The sequence below is a fragment of the Promicromonospora sp. CA-289599 genome, from assembly GCF_050936155.1.
In the GTDB taxonomy this organism is placed as follows: domain Bacteria; phylum Actinomycetota; class Actinomycetes; order Actinomycetales; family Cellulomonadaceae; genus Promicromonospora.
This window is the reverse complement of sequence record NZ_JBNJNI010000001.1, coordinates 3,743,476-3,766,067: the sequence shown is the minus strand read 5'-3', so window position 1 is coordinate 3,766,067 and position 22,592 is coordinate 3,743,476. Positions and strand designations below refer to the sequence as shown.

Here is a 22,592-nt window from a genome sequence, read left to right as displayed (position 1 = left end):
CGGTTCGCCCTGCTCCTCATGACACCGGCGGTGTTGTTCCTCGCGGCGTTCGTGCTGTGGCCGCTCGCCCGATTCATCTATGACAGCTTCTTCGAGATCTCTCCGTTCGCCGGTGCACCGAGGACGTTCGTCGGGCTCGCGAACTACACGGACGCCTTCGCCTCGGACGCCTTCCGGTCGGCGTCGGTCCGAACGGTGGCGTACACGCTCGTCGTCGTCGGCATGGAGTTCGTCCTCGGACTCGCCATCGCTCTGCTGTTCACCGCGCTCGGCCAGCGATCGGCCGTGTTCCGTACGGTCTTCATGTATCCGCTCATGATCGCCCCCGTCGTGGCCGGCCTCCTGTGGCGCTTCCTTCTGATCGACAACTTCGGGATCGTCAATCAGCTGCTCTTCGAGGCGGGCATCCTGTCGAGCCCGGATCAGGTCCAGTGGCTGAGCGACCCCGGCATCGCGCTGTTCTCCGTCGCGATCCCGGACATCTGGCTCACGACCTCGTTCATCACCCTGGTGCTCTTCGCGGGCCTGCAGAACATCCCGGGGGACGTGATCGAGGCCGCCCGGATCGATGGCGCCAGGTATCCGCGCATCCTGTTCAGCATCATCATCCCGCTGCTGCGACCGGTCATCGCGGTCGCCCTCATCGTGCGCGGCATCGATGCGGCTCGCGCCTTCGACATCATCCTCATCCAGACCGACGGCGGCCCGCAGGGCAGCACGACGACACTGAGCCTCCTGATCTACCGAACCATGACCAGGTTCGGTGATCCGGGTCTCGCCAGCGCGATGGGCACCGTCTACCTCATCGTGATGCTGGCAGTCGCCATCGCCGCAATCACGCTCATCTGGCGTCCAGGAAGCAGTGCACGATGAATCCACTCGAAACCCGCGGTCGCAGCCGCGTCGTCCTCTGGCTTCTTCTTGCGGCCGCGATCATCCTCTACGGCTTTCCGTTCATCTATCTTCTTCTCACGTCCTTCAAGACGCCGCTCGACGCGATCGCGGTGCCGCCGAGCGTGTTCCCCGAGATACTGACCCTGGAGAACTACGTATCCGCGCTCGCCCGTGAGGGTGTGCCGGCCGCGGTGATCAACAGCGTGGTGACAGCGGTCGTCTCGACTGCCCTCTCGCTCGTTCTCGCCGTGCCCGCCGCCTATGCGATCACGCGCTTCCGCACGCCGAGCGGTCGGGTATTCGTCGTCGCCGCACTTGTCACGCGCATGGTGCCCACGATCGCGGTCGGTGCGCCGCTCGTCGAGGTCATGCGCGGCCTCGGGGTGACGGACACCTCTTTCGGGCTCGCGCTGGCGCACACCACGATCTCGCTCCCGTTGTCGATCTGGCTGATGGCGAGCTTCTTCGAGGCGGTACCGGACGAGCTCGGCGAGGCCGCGCAGATCGACGGCTGCAGCCGTCCGCAGGCGATGGTGCGTGTCGTCCTGCCTCTCGTGTCCGGGGGGCTCGCGGTGACCGCGATCTTCGCCTTCCTGGCCTCCTGGAACGAGTTCCTGTTCGCTCTCCTGCTCACCTCAGTGCGCGCCCAGACGACACCAGTCGTGATCGCCAACTTCCAGAGCCAGTTCGGGCTGGACTGGGGCGGGATGACGGCTCTCGCGGCGGTCTACTCGATCCCCGTCATCCTGCTGACGCTCTTCCTCCAGCGGCACATCGTTGCAGGGCTCACCCTCGGCGCGGTCAAGGGATAATTCACGACATATGAGCAACATGAGAGCGCATATAAACAATCGGCACATCAACCAATCCCTTGCACCGGAGGAGGAAGAGCTATGGCCGTGAAAAGCACAGGAATCCGAGATGTCGCCAAGCTGGCCGGCGTATCGGTGACGACGGTCTCGCACGTCCTCAACGACACTCCTCATACACGGGTCGCCGAAGAGACGCGAGTACGCGTGCGCGAAGCCGCCAAGACTCTCGGATACGGACCGAACCGTGCGGCGCAGGCACTCCGCACGAACCGCTCCGGGCTCATCGGCCTGCTCAGCGAGGAGATCGCGACCACGCCGCACGCGGGCCGGATCATTCTCGGCGCCCAGAATGCGGCGCGGGAGCACGACCTGACCCTGGTCATCATCAACACGGACCGGGAGTCCGGTCCCAACTCGCACAAGGACGACGTCCAGGCGCTCATCGACCGGCAGGTCGACGCCGTCCTGTACGCCACGATGTACCACCGAATGGTCTCCCTGCCGCCGAATCTGCAGGGGCTCCCCACGGTCCTCATCGACTCGACCGACAGGGCGGGGATAGTTCCCGCGGCCGTTCCGGACGAGGTGGGTGGCGCGGTCGCCGCGGTCACGCATCTCGTCGAAGCCGGGCATACCCGGATCGGCTTCCTCAACAACGACGACGACGTGCCGGCCACCCATGGCCGGCTCGAGGGATATCGAAGCGTGCTGGAAAAGCACAAGATTCCCTATGACGCTTCGCTCGTCCTGTCGGCTCCGTCGGAGACGCTCCCGGGCTACGAGCTGGCCCGGGAGATCCTGGGCAGGAGCGATCGCCCGACGGCGCTGTTCTGTTACAACGACCGGATGGCGATGGGCGCCTACCGGGCGGCGACAGAGCTCGGCCTCGGAATTCCGGATGACCTGTCGATCGTCGGATTCGACAACCAGGAACTGATCGCGGCGAACCTCTTCCCCGGACTGACCACTGTCGCCCTGCCGCACTACGAGATGGGCGCCTGGGCGGTCGACACCCTGGTGCGTCTCCTCCACGGCGAGGCCGACCGCAAGCAGCTCGCCGACGAACCCACGCTTCTCGACTGCCCCCTCGTCATACGAGGTTCAGTCGCCGCGCCACACGCCGACTGAAAGGTGCACGATGCTTCGACTTGCCTCCTCCTGGATCTGGGACTTCTGGATCGCCGACGACGGCGACCGGTATCACCTCTTCTTCCTCAAGGCCTCCCGCGCCCTCATCGACCCCGACCGGCGACACTGGCGGGCGACCATCGGGCATGCGACGTCGACGGACCTGTCGAGCTGGACCGAGCACGCGGACGCCGTCCTTCCTGACGACTCGCCGGCGTTCGACGACCTCGCGACCTGGACCGGGTCCGTGGTGCGCCAGGACGACGGGACGTGGCGCATGTTCTACACGGCGGTCAGTCGAGCCGAAGGAGGCTTGAACCAGCGCATCAGCTCCGTGGTCTCGGCCGACCTCTTCACCTGGCACCGTGAGCCGGGGCGGCAGGTTCTCGTACCAGACCCGCAGTGGTACGAGACGGCCGAGACCCGGCAGTGGCCCGATCAGGCGTGGCGCGACCCATGGGTCTTCCGCGACGGCGAGACCTGGCACATGTTGATCACCGCGCGTGCGAACCACGGTGACGCCGACGACCGCGGGGTCATCGGTCACGCCACGTCGCCCGACCTGAAGGCCTGGACCGTTCAGCCGCCGCTCTCCCAGCCCGGCGCAGGCTTCGGCCACATCGAGGTCGCGCAGACGGTGAACGTCGACGGCCGTCCCGTCGGCCTGTTCTCCTGCCTCGGATCGGAGCTCTCGCGCGGACGGCGCGGGGACGATCCGACCGGTGGCGTGTGGGCGTTCCCTACGGACTCGCTCGCCGGGCCGTTCAGGACCGAGGAGTCGTACCGGGTCACCGACGAGCACCTGTACGTCGGGCGGCTGGTGGAGGACCGGGCCGGGCACTCGCAGTTCCTCGCGTTCCGCAACAACGACGGAGACGGCGGCTGGGTGGGAGAGATCACGGACCCGCAGCCCGTCGCGTGGATCGACGGACGCCTCACGATCTTGGAGGGCAGTGCTCTTGTCCGGCGCTAACCACTACGACGTGACGACGTGGCCCGTCGGGGACCCGGCCGAGGACATCGGCCAGGTCATCAACAGCATCATCGCGGACGTCAAGCAACGGCAGGCAGTCACGGCTGACGGCGGAAAGCCCGGCGCCGTCATCTACATCCCGCCGGGTGACTACCGTCTTCGCACGCAGGTCGTGATCGACATCAGCTTCCTCCGGATCGAGGGTGCCGGGCACGGCTTCACGTCCTCGAGCATCCGGTTCAACGTCCCCGAGGACGAGTGGCCGGACCTGCACGAGCTCTGGCCCGGAGGCAGCCGCGTTCTCGTCGACCTTGCGCCTGGCACAGGAGAGGACGAGTCCAAGGGCGCCGCCTTCTACGTCGAGCGCAGCGGGAGCCCGCGCATCAGCTCGCTCGAGTTCGCGAACTTCTGCATCGACGGACTGCACTTCGACCCGGACGGCTCGGACCTGCAGCCGGAGAACACCTACGTCAACGGCAAGACGGGCATCCACGTCTCGAGCGCCAACGACTCGTTCCGCGTCAACGGCATGGGATTCGTGTATCTCGAGCACGCCCTGGTGCTGCACAACGCGGACGCGCTCTCGATCCACGACAACTTCATCGCCGAGTGCGGGAGCTGCGTCGAGCTGCGCGGGTGGGGGCAGGCGTCCAAGATCACCGACAACCTGATCGGAGCCGGTTTCAAGGGGCACTCGATCTACGCCGAGAACCACGGCGGGCTGCTGATCACCGCGAACAACATCTTTCCCCGTGGAGCGAGCAGCATTCAGCTCAGCGGAGTGACGCGCTCGAGCATCAGCAACAACCGCCTGCACTCGTTCTACCCGGGGATGGTTGTTCTCGGGTCGGGGAGCTCAGAAAACCTCGTGTCCTCGAACCACTTCTTGCGGGACCACGAGCCCTGGACGCCTTTCCTGGGGATCGACAACGGACGTGAGGACACCTACGGGCTCCTTCGCGTGAGCGGCAGCAACAACTCCGTCATCGGCAACCACTTCTCGGAGATCATCGATGCGCAGGGCATCCGGCCGGCCGGCTCGACGCCGGTCATCATCCGGGTGGCAGCGGGATCCGGCAACTACGTCTCCAGCAACCACATCGTCGCCCTGGACGTGCACGCCGCGACGAGCGACTCCTGTTTCGCGGCCCAGGTGGATGCCCTGCTCGCGACCGATGCGTCGGACGGTCTCACCGTCACGACGGTCATGGTCGATCCCGGATCAGCCCGGAACACGGTCCTCGACTCCGGGACCGAGGCACAGGTCGTCGCGGACCGGCGCCTCAATGCGGTGCGGGCAACGCCGGTGATCGGCTCATAGCGGCCCGCGCCGGCTCCGGAGTCTGCTCCGACGTCTGACCTGGCGGGCCGACCCAGCTCTGGTTCCGCGTGCCCACGCAGTCGTAGATCTGCAGCTGACGGCCGTTGCTGAAGTTGGCCTCCGGGAGGTCCAGGCAACGCCCGGACGCGAGGTTGACGAGCGAGCCGAAGTTGCCCTGCCGCCACTGCTGGTTGGCGGCTCCGGTGCACGGCGCCACGTGGACGAGAGTGAAGTTGGCGGTCTGCCCGTGCGGAACCTCGGCGCAGACTCCTCCCGTGGAGAGCCGGCCCTGATCGTCCAGCTCCCAGGACTGTTGCGCGTTCCCGAGGCAGTCCCAGAGCTGCACTCGCCCCGAGGCGACGTCGCGGTCCACGCACTTGTCCTGCCGGGCGGTGGACACGATGGCGTTGTCGGGTGCTCTCCCGGCGGGAGCGGGCGTCCAGGTGGACGCGATGCGGGAAAGGCTGAGCGAGACCAGCGACGCCGAGCCCCCCGACGCGTAGAGCTGGATTCCTTGGCTCCCTGCGGACGAGTCGAACGACACGTTGTCGCTCACGACGGTCTTGCCGTCGTTCCCGAAGACCTCGAGCTGCCCTCGGTCGACGAGGAGCCGGATCGTCACCAGGCCTGAGATCGGAGGCATCGACTGCCCGTAGAGCCTCTGTCCGCCGACCGAGTAGGAGACGGTCCGATCGCTCGAACCGTCGGGGCGCACATGCAGCCTGAATCCGAACTCGGATGCGGTGGTGTTCCCGATGTCGAAGACAGCATTGATCTCGTAGGTGTCCGCGAGCTCGCCGATGAACGGATCGCTCGCGGGGTCGGTGGTGATCGTGCGCGGCCCCCACGTCCGGGTCGTGGCGCGGATCGTCGAGATCTCGGGTATCGGGGTGCGCGTGATCCGGATGCCCTCGGGATAGGTCTTGAGCGCGAGATCGACAGGGAATGACGCGTTGCCGGTCCACGTGACGCCGGCATTGCTCGGCTGCCACCCCATCTGCACGACCCTCCCGCCCGGGAGTTGGTTGAAGGTCAGCGGCGCGTACCAGGTGGAAGGAGCGAAGGCGGCCCCCGAGATGCCCCACTCCATCCGCTGCGGGCTCGTCCAGTCCGAGACGAACATGCCTGACGCGTCGAGGGATCCGATCACGTACTCGCCGCTGGCATCCTGGAGAACCCATCTCTCGTCGGACGAGTTGCCGTCGACGGGGAGCTGGTAGAGATCCGGACACTCGGAGAACCAACTGGCCGAATAGACTCCCCGGTGGGTCCAGTCGAGCAGATCGGTCGACGTGTAGAACACGGCACCGGCGCCGGCCTGGAACGTGACCATCACCCAGCGTTTGTGCACCGGATCCCACTGAACCTTCGGGTCACGGCTCTCGACCGGGTTGGTGATGACCTTGGCGCCGTCGTCGTACATCTGGAAGGTCTTCGCGCCATCCGTCGAGTACGCGATGCTGACCCCCTCCGTGTTCGTGAACAGGAGGATCGGATCGTCGCTTCCCGTCTTGAGCCCGGTGACGTTGTCCACGTCGACCCAGCCCGCCCCGGACCAGAGATTGCCCGGGTGGACTCCGGGTTCGAGTGCGATCGGCTGCTGCTCCCAGTGCAGGAGGTCGGTACTCGTCGCGTGGCCCCAGTGCACCGTGTCCCATGCGAGACCGTGCGGGTTGTGCTGGAAGAAGAGGTGGTAGACGCCTCTGTAGTAGAGCGGCGCGTTGATGTCGTTCATGAAGCCGTTCTGCGGACTGAAGTGGAACTGTCCGCGGAAGGGTTCGCTGTAGTCGGTGGCTGCGTACGGTGACTCCGGATAGTCGGCAGGCTCGCCGGCTGTTGCCGCCGGCGCCGGGTCGAGGAGCGCGATCCCGGCGAAGGTGAGGCTGAGCGCGAGAGCCAGCGCTGCGATCGTGGGCGGTCTGCGGGCACGTAGAACAGACATGTGACTCCGTCCTTGACGTCGTTGTCGGGTGCGGATGGAGGTGCGGTCGCGCGGGGCGACGGCGTCGTGCACGGCTACGGCGTCGCGCGGAATCCGAACGTCGCGCCGTTCGCAGCCTGGAACTCGGACGCGGATCCGCAGTCGAGGACCTTGGTGTTGGTGGTGCCTCCGTCGAGGAAGACGGCGTTCACCGCCACGTTCGCGGCGTGATGATTCGTGGCGACGTAGTTGTTGTCGCCGGACCGCACCAGCACGATGGTCGGCTTGGCGCCCGAAGGGATGATGGTGTTGCTGGGGACGTCGAACGAGAAGTGGTTCGAGACGACCGTGTTCCCGCTGCCTCGGACCTGGACCAGACCGAACAGGTCGTCCTCGGGGTGCGGGGTGTTCTGGAACGCCGGGAACGACTCCCTGTTGCGCAGGAAGTGGTTCGCCGAGACGAGATTGTTGTGGCAGGCCCCCTCCATCGTGATCATGCCGGAGTAGAAGGCGTGCAGACGGTTCGCGGACACCATGTTGTTGGTGGCGTTCTTGAGGTGCACCGAGCTCTTTCCGCGAGGGAAGATGTTGTTGCCCGAGATGATCAGCCCGAAGTGGTCCTCGGCGAAGATCGAGAAGCCCGCTGGACCCGCACCGATCAGGTTGTCGTTGACCATGCTCGCCTGGCCGGAGCCGACCAGCTCGACGCAGCTGCCACATTCGCAGAGGAAGTTGTTCGTGATGTGGAGCGCGTCGGCCTCGACGACCACGATGGCTCGTTCGAGGTAGACCATCCCCATGCCGACGATTCGGAGGGAGTCGGTGGGTGTGGTCGATCGGATCCCGATCTTCCCGTTGCGGTAGCTGTTCTGGTCGGGGGTGAACGACACGCCGTCCATGCAGAAGTCCATCAGCTCGATCGAGCTCAGCCGGGGAAGTCCATCTCTGTGGATGAGGATCGCTTCGGCGTTCCCGTCAGTGTTCTCGACCCGGATGCGGCTCCCACCGGGCCAGATCTCGTGCCAGGAGGACGTGTTCCCGGAGTTGTACCGGATGCTGGACGAGGTGAACCCGTGCCCTGAGCCCTTGATCTGGAGATAGCTGATGTCGATCAGGATGCGCGTCTTCAGCGAGTAGTCGCCCGGCGGGATGTAGATCACGGCGCCAGGCTTGGATCCCTGGGCCGGCTGAGCGGCCTTGATGTCGGCGATGATGCTGTTGATGATCGCGCCGATGTCAGTTTCCGCGGTCGTCGCGGGGCTTCCCGGAATGGTCCACGTTGTCACGTCATAGATCGTCGAAGGCATGGCTGTCCCGTCTCGTTGTCTGAACTGGCTGGAAGTGGGCTCAGAGAACCCCGAGCAGCGTCCGGTGGGGGCGGGTGGGCGGCGGCTCGTCAGTTGCTGTCGCAGGTGATTCCGACGCGGCGTACGCGTGCGTCGAGGGGAGGGTGGCGTACCCCGCAGCCGCCACGGCAGAGCCGACAAAGAGGAATGCTCGGCGGGACATCTCGATCGACGGGATAGAACTCGCGTCAGCCATCGTTGTGGGCTCCTTTGCCACGGTGAGGCCAAAAGGATTTGGCACATCCGACCGGTCCGACCATAGAAGCCGGCATCATGGACGGTCAAGAGGCCGTCAGGGTTTGGCAGTTTTTGGCCTAACCTCACGTAACGCTCATGCGATTGGATTCTCAGCGCCTCCTCGGCCGCGGCGAACGCTCCCGCCAGTTCGCCGGATCACTCGGCTTCGACAGCGTGTGGACCGCCGACGCCCTCGACCGCTCGCTGGCGTTCGACGCCGCCGTCGACGCCTCCGACGACGTGCGCCTGCCGGCCCTCGCCGCCGAGTTGGTCGACCCCGGCGGACGTGTCGTCCTGGTCGGCCGCTCGTCGCGGCCACCGTCGAGCTCGACGACGTCGCAGACGTCCTGGCCGGCTCCCGCCCGGCGAACGCGGACGCCGGACCCAAGATCCACGTCGACCCGCGCCTGTAGCCCTCCCTGGGCGCCGCGCGTCAGGGCCGAGGAGGTTGACACATCCCGACTCCCGTTCTGGTGGAAGCTGGCGCAGTTGGTCAGGTCAAGCCGCAGGAGTCGTTCTCGAGCTGCACCGTCCGCACGGAGATGGAGCGCTCGGTGCTATGCGCTGGTTCGACGCGCCCGGTGAGAGCCCATCGAGGACGTCGAGCTCGCGGGCGGAGACGGGCCAGACCCGAAGAGCGTCAGGTGGCACAGGCCGTGGCGGCCGGCCCTGCGGCCGACTCGCAAATAAAAACAGCCGGACCTACGATTTCGTAGGTCCGGCTGTTTGCGACGTCCTGGGACTTCGCATCTGTAGCGGGGGCAGGATTTGAACCTGCGACCTCTGGGTTATGAGCCCAGCGAGCTACCGAACTGCTCCACCCCGCGGCGGTAACCCCTACTTTACGCACGCCCGGGGGCTGAGTGCAAACTGGGTCGGGCGGTAGAGACGCAGGTCACAAGCGATCGAACCGATGCGGCCGTGGAACGATCTTCCTCATGCCGACGGAGCTGAGCGCCACCACCCTGACCGCCGACCGGATCGTCCGTCTCACCGACCAGCTTGCCGCACTCCCCCACCTGCGACCGGACCCCCGCACCAACGCTCTCTTCGGCGAGCTGGTGCAGACGATCCTCGCGGTGCCCGACCGTCAGGCCGTCGAGATCCTCGCGCACCCGGAGGTCGAAGATCGCAAGGACGTCGTCCGCGATCTCTCGGCACGCGGCGAGACAGCTCTCGAGCACACCTGGGCGGAGCGCATCTCGGCGGCGTCCGATCCGGCGTCCGCGCTGAACGAGTTCCCGTACCTCGACAACTATCACCGGCTCACCGCCCTCGAGGTGCGCCTGCTCACCCACGCGGGCGGCACACCGACGTCCGTGGCCGTGCTCGGGTGCGGGCCGCTCCCCCTGAGCACCGTGGGGTACGCCGACGCGCTCGGCTGCCCCGTCGTCGGCCTGGACCGGGACCCCGTCGCGGTCGCTCTCGCCCGACGGGTCACCACGCGGGTCGGCACTCCACGGGTCCGGTTCGAGCAGGCCGACGCCGCCGACGTCGACCTCGCGGCGCACGACGCGGTGGTGCTCGCCGCGCTGGTGGGCGAGACGCCGTCGGCCAAGGCGGCGATCCTCGCGCGGATGGCCGACTCGATGCGGCCCGGCGCCATGCTGCTCGCGCGGAGCGCGCGCGGCCTGCGCACCCTCCTCTACCCACCGGTAGACCTGCGCGCCATGCCCGGATTCGAGGTGCTGGAGGTGGTCCATCCCACCGACGACGTCGTCAACTCGGTGGTGGTGGCCCGCCGGCTCGGCTGAGCATGACGAAGGCTCCCAGGTGCGAGCACCGGGGAGCCTTCGTCATGGTGCGCTCGGAGCGCGGCGGCTGGTCAGCCGGCCGAGCTCTGCGCCTCCTCGGCCGCTATCGCGTCCTCCAGCGCCTGCTGCAGACGGTCCTGCGCCTCACCGTAGGCGGTCCAGTCGCCGTCCCGCTGGGCGGCGTTGGCGTCCGCCATGGCGTCGGCGGCCTCCTGCAGTGCGACGTCGAGGTCCGACCCGGTGCCACCCGCGCCGGCACCGCCGGTGGGTTCGCCGCTCGGCTCGCCGGACGGTTCGGGCGTCGGAGCCGTACCCGGTTCGCCCTCACCCGTCGGCGGAGCGGTGGGCGCCTCGTCCTCGGCCGTACCCGCGTCGCCCGCCTGTGCACCCGAGTCACCGCCGAACACCTGGTCCAGCGCCTCGTCGAGCGTGTCCGCGAACCCGATGTCGTCACCGAAGGCGACGAGCACCTTGCGCAGCAGCGGGAACTGCGTGCCACCGGTCGACTGGATGTACACGGGCTGCACGTACAGCAGACCGCCACCGACCGGCAGGGTCAGCTGGTTGCCCCGCCGCACCGTGGACGCGCCGATCTGCAGGATGTTCAGCTGCTCGGAGATCGTCGGGTTCGAGTCGAAGTTGTTCTGCACCTGACCGGGGCCGGGCACCGTCGTGTCTCGTGGCAGCTCCAGCAGACGGAGCTTGCCGTAGTCCTCGGCCTTCTCGCCCGCCTCGCTGCCCGCGTCGGCGTCCACGGCGAGGAACCCGGTGAGCACCTCGCGGTCCGTGTTACCGCCCGGGATGAAGGTGGACGTCAGCGAGAACGACGACTCCTCCTGCCCAGGCATCTTCAGCGTCAGGTAGTACGGCGGCTGCAGCGGCGCGGCGGCCGCGTCCGACACCGGGTCGGTCGGGTTGTTCCAGAAGTCCTGGCCCGAGAAGAACTCGGCGGAGTCCGTCACGTGGTACTGGCTGAGCAGGGTGCGCTGCACCTTGAACAGGTCCTCGGGGTAGCGCACGTGGCTCATCAGGTCGGCGGAGATGTCCGACAGCGGCTTGACCGAACCAGGGAAGACGTTGGTCCAGGCCTTCAGGACCGGGTCCTCGGCGTCCCACGCGTACAGGTCGACCGACCCGTCGTAGGCGTCGACCGTGGCCTTCACCGAGTTGCGGATGTAGTTGACCTCCTGCGGCAGCTCGATCGGAGCACCGGAGGCAGTGGTGAGCGTGTCCGCGACCGCCTCGTCGAGCGGCGTCGACGTGGAGTAGGGGACGGCGTCGCTGGTCGTGTACGCGTCGACTATCCACTTCACGCGACCGTCCACGACCGCCGGGTACACCCGGTTGTCGAGGGTGAGCCACGGAGCGACCTTGCTGACGCGCTGCTGCGGGTCACGGTCGTAGAGGATCTGCGACTCGCTCGTCACGCGGTCGGAGAACAGGAGCTGCTCCTCGCCGAACTTCAGCGCGTACAGCAGCTTGCTCCCGAAGGAGCCGACGTCGGGCCCGGCGTCGCCGGTGAACGTCGTGTTGACCTGACCGCCGTCGTCGGCATCGTCCGCCTGGTAGTCCAGCTCCCACGGCTTCGTGCCCTCGGGCGCACCCACGACTGAGTACGTCTCGGTGCTGGGGCTGAAGTAGATGCGCGGCTCGTACTCGCCCTCCAGGTCGGTGATCGCACCCTGCGACGGGATGCCACCCTCGAAGAACGCCGGACGGCCGTCCGGGCCGGGCTGGTTGCCGAACGCGGCAACGACGCCGTAGCCGTGCGTGTACACGGTGTGGTCGTTGACCCAGTTGCGCTGGTCCTGGCCGAGGCCGTCGAGGTTCAGCTCGCGCACCGCGATCACGGTGTCGCGGGACTCCCCGTCGATCTCGTAGCGGTCGACGGACAGCGAGTCGTTGAAGTTGTAGTACTGCTTGTTCTGCTGCAGCTGGCGGAACGACGGCGACACGATCTGCGGGTCCAACAGGCGGATCGAGGCCGCGGTGTCGGCGTCCGCACGGAGCGCGCCCTCCTCCGCCTCCGTCGTGGCGTCGTACTGCTCCTTCTCGACACCGTCGATGTCGAACGCCGTCAGCGTCGCGTCGATGTTGCGCTGGATGTACTCCGCCTCCAGCTCCTGCGCGTTCGGGTTCACCTGGAACCGCTGCACGACGGCGGGGTAGATACCACCGATGGCGATGGCGGACACGACCATGAGGCCGACACCGATCGCCGGCAGGCGCCAGTCGCCACGGAACGCGGTGACGATGAACAGCGCCGCGACGAAGATCGCGACCACGGTGAGGATGCCCTTGGCGGGGATCACCGCGTGCACGTCGGCGTACGAGGCACCGTCGAACCGGTCGCCCGCGTTCGTCAGGATCGAGTACCGGTCCAGCCAGTAGTTGGCAGCGATCAGCAGCAGGCCGACGGCGCCGATGACGGCGAGGTGGACGCGCGCGGCGGTGGTGGTCCGCGGACCACCCGCTGCGGCCGGTCCGACCCGCAGGCCCCCGTACAGGTAGTGCGTGACCAGCCCGGCGATACCGGCGATCACCACCACCGAGATGAGGAACCCGACGGTGAACCGCAGCGCGGGCAGCAGGAAGACGAAGAAGCCGAGGTCCATGCCGAACTCGGGGTCGTTCTCGCCGAAGGGCTCGCTGTTGAACGCCAGCAGCACCGTCCGCCACTGCGCGGAGGCAGCGACACCGGCGAAGAAGCCGACGAGGACCGGCGCGGCGACCATGACGACCCGGCGCAGCGGCTCGACCGCCTCACGGTACTGGTCGAGCGTCGCCTGCTCGGGTGTGCTGGGTGCGTAGATGGGGCGGGACCGGTAGGCCGCGGTGAACGACCAGAACACGGTTCCGGCCATCAACAGGAACCCGGCGGCGAACAGGGCGGCGCGCATGCCCCACTCGGTCCAGATCACCCGGGAGAACCCGAGCTGACCGAACCACATCACCTCGGTCCAGAACTGGGCTAGGAGAAGCAGGGCTGCGATCACGGCGGCGACCGCGACTATCGCCACCCCCAGCGGACTGCGTCGTCGGGCTCGGGGTGCGCCGCCGGAAGGGCGGCGAGGTGCTGCGGCGAAGGACACGACTGCGTTACCTCACGTCATCAAATGGTTGGGCCGTACCCAGGTGGAACGGCCGGGCTCTGCTCAAGGTTCCCAGCACAAGGTTCCCACATCCTCCAGATGTGCAACACACGGTCAACATCTGCACCGGGAGGTCAGGAACAGGTCGGGAGGTCGCCGCCCTCGTCGCGTCCGATCTGCTCGACGGCGTCGCGTGCCTCGGCCAGCGTGGCCACCTTCACGACGTTCAGCCCGGCGGGCACGTTGCCCACCACCTGGGCGCAGTTGTCCGCCGGTGCGAGGAACCACTTGGCGCCGTCCCGCACCGCCCCGTACAGCTTCTGCTCGATGCCCCCGATCGCACCGACCGTGCCCTCGGGGCTCATCGTCCCGGTGCCGGCGATCACCTCTCCGTTCGCCTCGTCCTCGGCGGTCAGCTTGTCGATGATGCCGAGCGCGAACATGGTGCCCGCACTGGGCCCGCCGATGTTCTCGATCTCGATGGAGACGTCCACGGGGAAGTCGTAGCGCGGGTCGATGAAGACGCCGAGGACCGCCCGCTCGCCGTTGCCCGACGTCGTGATGTCGACGTCCGCCGTGCGCTCGCCGCGCCGGACCCCGAGCGTCACGTCGTCTCCCGGGTCAGTCTCGGCGAGCCCGTCGATGAGGTCGGCATAGGTACCGACGGGCTCACCCTGGAACTCGACGATCACGTCGCCCTCGGAGAGCTTGCCCTCGGCCCCGGAGCCCGGCTCCGTCCCGGCCACGTCGAGGACGGCGGGCACGTCGTAACCGAGCTCGGTCAGCGCCGCCGCCGTCGCGGACTCCTGCGACGACACCATCTCCGCCTGGCTGAGCTTCTTCTGCTGCTCCTGGGTGGTCGCCTCGGGGAAGATCGCCTCCACCGGCAGCACCGATCGCTTCGGGTCCAGCCAGCCCTGGATCACCTGGCCGGACAGCATCGGATAACCCGGCCCGCCCAGCACGGAGACGGTCGTGAGGCGGAGCTCGCCCGTCGACTCGTACGTCCGGGCGCCCTCGATCTGGATCAGGTTCCGCTGCAGCGTGTCCTCGGTGGGCCCCGGCGAACGCATCGCGTACGGCGTCGGCACCACCAGCGCCACCGCGGCGAGGACCGCGGTCGCCAGCAGGGAGACACCGAGCGTCACCGTGCGGCGCGAGATCGGGGCGACCGCTACCGGCTCGTCGTCGAAGGGCGACGGGTCGGGCTGCGGGGCGTGCTGGCGGTCGCGCATATCGGTCACCGGGCCATCATTCCTCACTTGGCTGAGGTTTCCGTGAAAGCCGCCCGACGGCGACGCCGCGCGTGACCGCACGATGCCGGTCGCCACGCCGTACCTCTACGCCAATCACTACGCCGTCGTGCAAAGATTTTCCACTTGAACGGTGTGTTCCACCCCACGTCGCGCCGATAACACGCTACGGTCATTCCGTGGCCCACGACGCCCTGACGTCCGTGGAGGTGCGCCGGAGCCGCCGTCGCACCGCCACGGTGAGCGCATATCGCGACGGTGGACGGACCATCGTCGCCATTCCCGCGCGCTTCTCTCGGGCTCAGGAACGAGAGTGGGTGGCCAAGATGGTGGCCCGGCTGGAGGACAAGGAACGGCGCCGCCGTCCGTCCGACCAAGAACTGATGGACCGCGCAGGCGAGCTCTCGGCAAAGTATCTCGACGGCCAAGCCAAGCCCTCGAGCGTGCGATGGTCGTCGAACCAGGGTCGGCGCTGGGGGTCGTGCACGCTGCTCGACGGGTCCATCCGCATCTCGACCCGCCTGCAGGGCATGCCGTCCTGGGTGCTCGACTACGTGCTGCTGCACGAGCTGGCGCACCTGCTGCACGCGGGCCACGGCCCGGAGTTCTGGAAGATCCTGGAGGTCTATCCCAGGACGGACCGGGCGCGCGGGTTCCTCGAGGGCGCGTCGTTCGCGCAGGACGACCCTGGCGACATCACCTCGGACGACGGGGAAGACTGACCCCGGTGTCGTGAGCGCCATGGCTGCTGCTTCGTGCCCGTTACAGGCGCAGCGGTCGCGCCCACAGCGAACTCAGTCCTCGCCGAAGATCTCCTTGAGCGCGGCATCGACGTCCGCGTGCTCGTTCTCCGCGGCCTCGCGGCGCACGAGGTAGCTCGACGGGTCGTCGAGGTCCTGCGTGCCCGGCAGCAGGTCGGGGTGGTCCCACACTGCGTCGCGCCCCTCGGTGCCCTGGGCGCGGGAGACTATCGAGAACAGGGTCGCCGCGTCGCGCGACCGGCGCGGCCGCAGCTCCAGCCCGACCAGCGTCGAGAACGTCTGCTCGGCGGGACCGCCCGCGGCACGTCGGCGCCGGATCATCTCGCGCAGCGGGATGGCGTGGGGCAGGTGTGGCAGGGCGGCGATGGCGCTGACCTCGTCGACCCAGCCCTCCACCAGGGCGAGCGTCGTCTCCAGGTTCAGCAGCACGGACTTCTGCTCGTCCGTGTTCTGCAGCCCGAACACACCGCCGGACAGGGCGCTGCGCAGTGCGTCGGAGTCGGCGAGGTCGATGTCGCGCACCTGCGCCTCGAGCGCGTCGAGGTCGATGGTGATGCCACGGGCGTAGCGCTCCACTATCGACAGCAGGTGCGACCGGAGCCACGGGACGTGGGTGAACAGGCGGGCGTGCGCGGCCTCGCGGACGGCGAGGAACTGCCGGACCTCCTCCAGCGGGGCGTCCAGACCGTCGGCGAACGCGGCGACGTTGGTGGGCAGGAGCACGGTGTCGGAGCTGTCGAGCAGCGGCAGGCCGACGTCGGTGGCGCCGAACACCTCCTGCGAGAGTGTGCCGGCGGCCTGGCCGACCTGCATGCCGAACACCGCTGAGCCGAGCCGGCGCATCATCTGGGTCGGGTCGATGGAGCCGCCGAGCCCGTGCAGGACACCGGCGGGCATCCCGGGGATCGCCTCGCCGTCGTCGATACCCTCGGGGAGCTGGTCGCGCAGCACCGTGGCCAGCGCTTCCGAGACGGACGAGGCCACTGGCGCCGCCAGCTCGTTCCACACCGGCAGCGTCGCCTCGACCCACTCGGACCGGTTCCACGCGTGCCGCTTCCCGCCGGCGGGCGGCAGCTCGGTGACGGCGTCGAGCCAGAGCTCGGCCACCGCGAGCGCGTCCGTGGCCTCCTTGGCCTGCTTGCCGGTCAGCGACGGGTCGCCCTTGCTGACGGCAACCTGCCGCGCGACGTCGTGCGCGACGTCGGCGTTGACCGGTCCTGTGCCTTCGGCCGAGAGCATCTTCTGCACCTGGGCCAGCGCGTACTGCATCATCACGGGGTCGGGTGGGCCGCCGAGCGCGGTCGGGTCGATGCCCCGCTCGCGCATCTCGGCCATCACTTCGTCTGCGCCGTCGCCGAGCATCGAGCGCAGCATCTCCTCCCACGACTGGGGAGTCTCGCCGGGCTGGTGCTGGTCGCTCATAAGGTCACCGTAACGGGGTCGGCAAGCTCTGCGCCGTCCATTTGGCTCTGGGCGCACACGGGAACTTCCGGTCCGCACGACACTTTGGATATACCTCTGGAACTGTGGACGAGGGCCGGGGGCGCGCGACGCCGTCGTGCATCGTTGTCGCCATGAAGCCCCCTCCCCTCCTCCGGCTGCGGCCGGGCACACCGGTGCTCAGTCGCGGCGGCGGCCAGATGCAGTGCGGTTCGGACCCACGCTGGTCGTTCGTGCTGACCGGGCTCACGCCCGCCGAGGAGACGTGGCTCGAGGAGATCGGCGAACGGCGGCACGTGACCGTCGAGCAGTCGGCGGCGCGGTGCGGCGTTCCCGCCGAGCGGCGCGACGAGATCATGACCGCCCTGTTCCGCGCGGGCGTGCTGGTCCCCGTGCCGGCAACGGTCGGCGCGGTGACGGCCCCGGCGGACGGCGCCGCGGACGCGACGGTGCTCGGCATGCTGCGGCCCGACGGCGCGGGGCTCACGACCCTGGCCGACCGCGCACGGCGGGTGGTCGGCGTCGTCGGGCTCGGGCGGCTGGGTACGGCGGTCGCGCTGCACCTGGCGACGGCGGGCGTCGGCGGGCTGCTGCTGCACGACCCGCTGCCGGTGCAGATCACCGACGTCGGGCTGGGCGGTCTGCGGGCGGTCGACGTCGGGCAGGCACGCGACGAGGCCGTCCGGTCCTTGCTGGCGGAACGCTCCCCGCGTGCGACGGTGCGGGTCGACGACAGCAGGGCGGGCGGGACAGGGCTGGACCCGACGGCCCTCGACGTGGTGGTCGTCACCGAGCCGCATGCCGCGCACCCGGCGCGGTACCAGCGGCTGCTCGGCCTCGGGGTACCGCACCTGCCGGTGGTGGTACGGGAGGCGGACGTGGTGGTCGGGCCGTTCGTCCGGCCCGGCCGGTCGGCCTGCGTGACGTGCGTGGACCTGGCCCGTGCCGATGTCGACCGGGAGTGGCCCGCGCTGGCCACCCAGCTGCGCAAGGTGTCGGAGCCGACGCAGGAGGCGACGCTCGCCGCGGTGGCAGCGGCGACGGCCGCGAGCCAGGTGCTCGCCCAGCTGGACGGACACCGGCCCGCGGCCGTCGGTGCATGCCTGGAGATCTCGCTCCCGGCGGGGCTCCCCCGCGTCCGGCCGGCGGAGCCGCACCCGCGCTGCGGGTGCGTGGTCCTGCCGGCCTGACGCCGTCAGACACCACTGGACGTGTCAGAAGCTCAGGTCACTCTGGTGACTTGAGGGTCTGACACGTCCAGCGGTGTCTGACAGGTGCCGCGTCCGGCGGTGTTCCGGCGGTGTCACTGGATCAGGCCGCTGCGACGTTCTCCGACTTGCGCGGCCGTCCCCGGCCGCGCTTGCGGGCGACAACGGCGCCGTCGACGAAGACCTCGCCGCCCCAGACGCCCCAGGGCTCGTTCCGCTCGAGGGCGCCGGCGAGGCAGCCCTCGATCAGGGGGCAGGTGCGGCACAGGGCCTTGGCCTGCTCCACCTGAGTGCTGTGCTCGGCGAACCACAGCTCCGGGTCGTTGGTACGGCACGGCAGCAGTGTGTCCATCAGCCGGTTGAACTCCGCCGAGTCCGAACCGATCCCGCTCGTGACGGGGTGTTGAGGTGGGTCCCAGGGGCCCGAACCGCCCTGGGGAAGAGTGTCGAGGAGCGCAGTGAGGCGCACGGTTGTCTCCTGTGTCCTGTAAAGAAGAACGTCGTCGATGAACGTCTGGGGGAACAGGACCCCGGGCTAGATCTCGGCCGGCCGGCCCTGGCGGGGCCGGGTGTCCGGGCAAGAATGAAGGCCGCGGGTCCTAGATGGACTCCGCGGCCTGGATGACTCGGTCGTTTAGACCGGCGAGTCTCCTGGAGATGCGGAGTCGGGTGCGAGAGCGGACGGCTTGTTGCCTCCGCGGTGAGTGCGCGCGCGGAAAGGCAGAGCTGCGCCGATTGCCTGAACGGGCTCGTTGCCGAGCACGTACGTGCACGCGTGCAGATCCGTCTGCGGAATCATGTTCATCTCCAAGACACCCACCTCCTCACTCGAATCCGGGCCAGACCTTAAGGTCTCGCCCACTGCCGTCAGGGACATGTGAACACTATGCCGGGGCACCGAGGCGAGCCAACTCTTTTTCCAAACTTTCTTGAGAAGTTTTTCGCCGGTCCCGGAACGGCCCACACCGCAGCCGTTCCGGAGCCTCCGAACCACTCGAAAGTTCCCCTCGCCGGACCACCTGAAGACCGCTGTGGGCCGCTCAGGTGCTCGGTGCACTCGCCACTATCGCGAGGATCGTGGCGCCGTACCTGTCGATCTTTGCCGGACCTATCCCGTCCACGCGAGCTAGTTCGGCTATGGCCGAAGGTCGGATCTCCGCGATGGCCGCCAGCGTCGCGTCCGTGAGCACCGTGTAGGCGGGCTTGTCCGTCTCGCGGGCGACCTCGAGGCGCCAGTCGCGCAGGGCGTCGAAGAGCGCGACGTCGTGCTCGCCGGTCAGCAGCGCCCGGGCCTGGCCCTTCGGCGTGGTGCGTGCCCTGGGCGAGCGCGGGTCCTCCGGCCACAACCCGTCGAGGAACCTGGTGCGCTTGCGCGTGGGCCGGCCGCCCGGGTTCCGCGCCCGCCCGAACGACACCTCCAGGTGCTCGCGCGCGCGGGTGATCCCGACGTACAGCAGCCGGCGCTCCTCGTGCACGGCGTCCTCGGACTCCGCCAGCGAGATGGGCATCAGCCCCTCGCTCATGCCGGCGAGGAAGACGGCGTCCCACTCCAGGCCCTTGGCCGCGTGCAGCGAGGCGAGCGTGACACCCTCGACGGTCGGCGCGTGCTGCGCCGCGGCACGCTCGTCGAGCTCGGCGACGAGCAGTGCGACCGTCGCGGGGCTCTCGGGGGTCGCGGCGGCGGCCAGGTCGTCCGCGAGCGAGACGAGCGCCTGCATGGCGTCCCAGCGCTCCCGGGCGGCGCCACGCGCCGTGGGCGGCTGATCGGCCCACCCGGCGGTGGCGAGGATGTCACGCACCTGGTCCGGCATGGGCAGCTCCGGATCCGCCGAGCGGGCGGCGCCACGCAGCAGCACTATCGCGTCACGCACCTCCTTGCGCTGGAAGAAGCGCTGCCCGCCGCGCACGAGGTAACCCACCCCGGCGTCGGCGAACGCGGCCTCGAACGCCTCGGACTGCGAGTTGGTCCGGTACAGCACGGCGATCTCGCTCGGCTTCACGCCCGACTGGATCAGGCGGGCCGCCCTGCTGGCGACGCCCTTCGCCTCGGCCTCGTCGTCGTCGTACGCCGTGAAGGCGATCGGCGGACCCGGCTTGCGCTGCGCGATGAGCTCCAGCGCCTGGTGCGCACCGCCTCCGCGCCCGGCACGCTTGAGCACCTCGTTGGCCAGGTTCACCACCTGCGGCGTGGAGCGGTAGTCACGCACGAGCCGGATCTCCTGCGCCTCGGGGTAGGTCCGCCGGAACTCCAGGAGGTGGCGCGGCGAGGCGCCGGTGAAGGAGTAGATGGTCTGCGACGGGTCGCCCACCACGCACAGCTCCTTGCGCCCGCCGAGCCACTGGTCCAGGAGGAACTGCTGGAGCGGCGAGACGTCCTGGTACTCGTCCACGACGAAGCGCCGGTACTGCGAGCGCACCTCGTCCGCCACGATCTTGTGGCTGTTCAGCATGTCCCCGAGCATGAGGAGCACGTCCTCGAAGTCGATGACCTCGCGTTCCGTCTTCACGTCCTCGTACGCCGTGATGAGGCGCGACACCGTCTGCGGGTCGTAGCCCGAAGGTGCCTCGCGGCCGGTCGCGAGCAGCGCCTTCTCGTAGTCGTCGGCAGTGACGAGCGAGACCTTCGCCCACTCGACCTCGCTGCTCAGGTCGCGGACGGCGACGCGGTCCACGCTCAGGCCGAGCCGACGGGCCGCCTCCGCGATGATCTGCGCCTTGTGCTCCACCAGCCGGGGCGGGGCACCGCCCACCACGCGCGGCCAGAAGTACCCGAGCTGCCGCAGCGCCGCGGCGTGGAAGGTGCGGGCCTGCACACCCTGGACGCCGAGCTCGCGCAGCCGCGTGCGCATCTCCCCCGCCGCGCGGGCCGTGAACGTCACCGCGAGCACGCTGGTCGGCGCGTACACGCCGATGCGCACCCCGTAGGCGATGCGGTGGGTGATGGCGCGCGTCTTGCCCGTGCCGGCGCCCGCGAGCACCATGACCGGCCCGTTGAGCGCGAGCGCCACCTCGCGCTGCTCGGGGTCGAGGGCGGTCAGGATGGCGTCGGGGCTCATCGGTCCAGGATGATTCGAACCGGCGGCGGAGTTGGTCTGGGTGAGCATCGTCTGCGATTCTCGCAGCACCCACTGACAAGGAGTACTGATGTCCGATACGACCACGTCGAGCCACTCGCCCCTCCCGGCGGACGGCACGGTCCTGATGTACTCGACCACCTGGTGCGGGTACTGCCGCCGGCTGCGTACGCAGCTCGACTCGGAGGGCATCGGCTACACGGTCATCGACATCGAGGAGCAGCCCGAGGCCGCGGCCTATGTGGAGCAGGTCAACGGCGGGAACCAGACGGTTCCCACGGTGGTCTACCCGGACGGTTCGGCGGCCACCAACCCGAGCCTCGCGGACGTCCGGCTGGCGCTGTCGAACTGACCCGGCCGGGTCGGCCCGCGACCTCCCGGATGGTCGGCAGAATGTCAGGTAGTCGGTAGTCCGAGGTGCCGACCACCTGACGAACTGCCGACCATTCGCGTCTCCGCCCGACCACCTCAGTCCTCGAGCCGGCCGCCGTACCAGTCCTCGATCAGGGAGCGTGCGATCGAGGCGCGCCCCGGTAGGCCCAGGTCGCCGTCGGCCACCGCGGCTGCGACCTCCGCGCGGGTGAACCAGTCCGCCTCGGCGATCTCGTCCTCCTGCCGCACCAGGCGTGTCGTGGTCGCGCGGGCCCGGAAGCCGAGCATGAGCGACGCCGGCAGCGGCCAGGACTGGCTGCCGCGGTACTCGACGGTGCCGGGGTCGACGACGACACCTACCTCCTCCATCGTCTCGCGCACCACGGCCTGCTCGAGTCCTTCGCCCGGCTCCACGAAGCCGGCCAGCACCGACCGCCGGCCCGGACCCCACTGCGGGCCACGGGCCAGGAGCAGCCTGTCGTCGGCGGCGGTGATCGCCATGATCACCGCCGGGTCCGTGCGCGGGAACTGGTTCGTGTCGTCCTTCGGGCAGTGCTGGATCCAGCCGCCCTGCGCGACCTCGGTCCGCGTGCCGCATCGCGGGCAGTGGGTGTGCACGGCGTGCCACTGGGACAGGGCGATGGCCTCGACGACGAGGCCCTGTTCCAGGTCCGGCTCGTCGAGGGTCCGCAGGCCCGCCCAGTCGACGTCGAGCTCGGGATCGGCCTCGGCGTCGGCCAGGACCGCGGCGACGTAGGCCACGCCGTCCGCCTCCCCGAGGAAGAGGTGCAGGCCGACGGCGAGGTGCGCGACGTCGTCGGGCGCGAAGAGCGCCACGCGCTGACCGGCCATCGCCACCCGGTTCCCGCGGACGACCAGCACCTGGGTGCCGCGCTCCTTGAGGAGGTCGCCGACGAGGCCGGGTTCGGCGCGGCGGTGGGCGGCGCGGTAGTGGGCGGCACGGGCGAACGGGAGGTCGAGAGCTGACACAGGGTCGACAGTAGTC

18 protein-coding genes and 1 tRNA gene are annotated in these 22,592 nt (G+C 68.9%); 9 read left to right on the top strand and 10 right to left on the bottom strand.

Annotated features, from left to right (window positions below; genetic code table 11):
• The first annotated feature begins 18 nt into the window (after positions 1 to 18).
• The 5 genes from ACQEVI_RS16640 to ACQEVI_RS16620 all read left to right on the top strand — a co-directional run bounded on the left by ACQEVI_RS16640 (position 19) and on the right by ACQEVI_RS16620 (position 5,128).
• Positions 19 to 873 (top strand): carbohydrate ABC transporter permease, encoded by an 855-nt coding sequence (locus tag ACQEVI_RS16640; protein WP_432905969.1) that lies wholly within the window; start codon positions 19 to 21, stop codon positions 871 to 873.
• Positions 870 to 1,706, top strand: a complete 837-nt coding sequence (locus ACQEVI_RS16635) for a carbohydrate ABC transporter permease (RefSeq protein ID WP_432900750.1) — start codon at positions 870 to 872, stop codon at positions 1,704 to 1,706. Before ACQEVI_RS16640 ends, ACQEVI_RS16635 begins: the two co-directional genes overlap by 4 nt.
• A gap of 81 nt (positions 1,707 to 1,787) precedes the next feature.
• The gene (locus ACQEVI_RS16630; protein ID WP_432900748.1) at positions 1,788 to 2,834 is read left to right on the top strand and encodes a LacI family DNA-binding transcriptional regulator; all 1,047 of its coding nucleotides are present in this window, start codon (positions 1,788 to 1,790) and stop codon (positions 2,832 to 2,834) included.
• Positions 2,835 to 2,844: 10 nt separating this feature from the next.
• Positions 2,845 to 3,807 carry a glycosyl hydrolase family 32 gene (locus ACQEVI_RS16625; RefSeq protein WP_432900747.1) on the top strand — a complete coding sequence of 321 codons (963 nt, stop codon included), beginning with the start codon at positions 2,845 to 2,847 and terminating at the stop codon, positions 3,805 to 3,807.
• A complete protein-coding gene (locus tag ACQEVI_RS16620) occupies positions 3,794 to 5,128 on the top strand; it encodes a right-handed parallel beta-helix repeat-containing protein (protein ID WP_432900745.1) in 1,335 nt (444 codons plus the stop codon). The genes ACQEVI_RS16625 and ACQEVI_RS16620 overlap by 14 nt, the downstream gene beginning before the upstream one ends.
• Here the strand turns inward: ACQEVI_RS16620 and ACQEVI_RS16615 are convergent.
• The 4 genes from ACQEVI_RS16615 to ACQEVI_RS16600 form a co-directional block, all read right to left on the bottom strand.
• On the bottom strand, positions 5,091 to 7,070 hold the full coding sequence (locus ACQEVI_RS16615; protein ID WP_432900743.1) for a ricin-type beta-trefoil lectin domain protein: 1,980 nt from the start codon (positions 7,068 to 7,070) through the stop codon (positions 5,091 to 5,093). The genes ACQEVI_RS16620 and ACQEVI_RS16615 overlap by 38 nt on opposite strands.
• Positions 7,071 to 7,144: 74 nt before the next feature.
• A complete protein-coding gene (locus tag ACQEVI_RS16610; protein WP_432900741.1) occupies positions 7,145 to 8,335 on the bottom strand; it encodes a NosD domain-containing protein in 1,191 nt (396 codons plus the stop codon).
• 407 nt (positions 8,336 to 8,742) lie between these two features.
• A complete protein-coding gene (locus ACQEVI_RS16605) occupies positions 8,743 to 9,087 on the bottom strand; it encodes a hypothetical protein (protein WP_432900739.1) in 345 nt (114 codons plus the stop codon).
• Positions 9,088 to 9,385: 298 nt separating this feature from the next.
• Positions 9,386 to 9,459: transfer RNA gene (locus tag ACQEVI_RS16600), tRNA-Met, on the bottom strand.
• A gap of 111 nt (positions 9,460 to 9,570) precedes the next feature.
• Here ACQEVI_RS16600 and ACQEVI_RS16595 point away from each other — a divergent pair.
• The gene (locus tag ACQEVI_RS16595) at positions 9,571 to 10,386 is read left to right on the top strand and encodes a nicotianamine synthase family protein (protein ID WP_432900737.1); all 816 of its coding nucleotides are present in this window, start codon (positions 9,571 to 9,573) and stop codon (positions 10,384 to 10,386) included.
• A gap of 71 nt (positions 10,387 to 10,457) precedes the next feature.
• Here ACQEVI_RS16595 and ACQEVI_RS16590 read toward each other — a convergent pair whose 3' ends face one another.
• Both ACQEVI_RS16590 and ACQEVI_RS16585 read right to left on the bottom strand, forming a co-directional pair.
• Complete coding sequence (locus ACQEVI_RS16590; RefSeq protein ID WP_432900735.1) at positions 10,458 to 13,478, bottom strand: UPF0182 family membrane protein; 3,021 nt, start codon at positions 13,476 to 13,478, stop codon at positions 10,458 to 10,460.
• Positions 13,479 to 13,612: 134 nt separating this feature from the next.
• Entirely contained in the window at positions 13,613 to 14,713 is a 1,101-nt protein-coding gene (locus ACQEVI_RS16585) for a YlbL family protein (protein ID WP_432905965.1), read from the bottom strand.
• Between the two features lie 197 nt (positions 14,714 to 14,910).
• Here ACQEVI_RS16585 and ACQEVI_RS16580 point away from each other — a divergent pair, with 197 nt between their 5' ends.
• Positions 14,911 to 15,453, top strand: a complete 543-nt coding sequence (locus ACQEVI_RS16580; protein WP_432900733.1) for a M48 metallopeptidase family protein — start codon at positions 14,911 to 14,913, stop codon at positions 15,451 to 15,453.
• A 72-nt stretch (positions 15,454 to 15,525) separates the two neighbouring features.
• Here the strand turns inward: ACQEVI_RS16580 and ACQEVI_RS16575 are convergent, their stop codons facing one another.
• Entirely contained in the window at positions 15,526 to 16,914 is a 1,389-nt protein-coding gene (locus ACQEVI_RS16575; protein ID WP_432900731.1) for a zinc-dependent metalloprotease, read from the bottom strand.
• A 152-nt stretch (positions 16,915 to 17,066) separates the two neighbouring features.
• On the opposite strand from ACQEVI_RS16575, the gene ACQEVI_RS16570 reads away from it, so the two are divergent.
• Positions 17,067 to 18,122 carry a ThiF family adenylyltransferase gene (locus ACQEVI_RS16570; RefSeq protein ID WP_432900729.1) on the top strand — a complete coding sequence of 352 codons (1,056 nt, stop codon included), beginning with the start codon at positions 17,067 to 17,069 and terminating at the stop codon, positions 18,120 to 18,122.
• A gap of 121 nt (positions 18,123 to 18,243) precedes the next feature.
• On the opposite strand, the gene ACQEVI_RS16565 is transcribed toward ACQEVI_RS16570, so the two are convergent.
• Together ACQEVI_RS16565 and ACQEVI_RS16560 are read right to left on the bottom strand one after the other, a co-directional pair.
• Positions 18,244 to 18,609 (bottom strand): WhiB family transcriptional regulator, encoded by a 366-nt coding sequence (locus ACQEVI_RS16565; RefSeq protein ID WP_116673785.1) that lies wholly within the window; start codon positions 18,607 to 18,609, stop codon positions 18,244 to 18,246.
• 571 nt (positions 18,610 to 19,180) lie between these two features.
• On the bottom strand, positions 19,181 to 21,196 hold the full coding sequence (locus ACQEVI_RS16560) for an ATP-dependent helicase (RefSeq protein ID WP_432900727.1): 2,016 nt from the start codon (positions 21,194 to 21,196) through the stop codon (positions 19,181 to 19,183).
• A gap of 88 nt (positions 21,197 to 21,284) precedes the next feature.
• On the opposite strand from ACQEVI_RS16560, the gene ACQEVI_RS16555 reads away from it, so the two are divergent.
• On the top strand, positions 21,285 to 21,566 hold the full coding sequence (locus ACQEVI_RS16555) for a mycoredoxin (RefSeq protein ID WP_432900725.1): 282 nt from the start codon (positions 21,285 to 21,287) through the stop codon (positions 21,564 to 21,566).
• Between the two features lie 116 nt (positions 21,567 to 21,682).
• On the opposite strand, the gene nudC is transcribed toward ACQEVI_RS16555, so the two are convergent.
• Positions 21,683 to 22,576, bottom strand: coding sequence for an NAD(+) diphosphatase (gene nudC / locus ACQEVI_RS16550; protein ID WP_432900723.1), 894 nt, complete (start codon positions 22,574 to 22,576; stop codon positions 21,683 to 21,685).
• Positions 22,577 to 22,592: the final 16 nt, after the last annotated feature.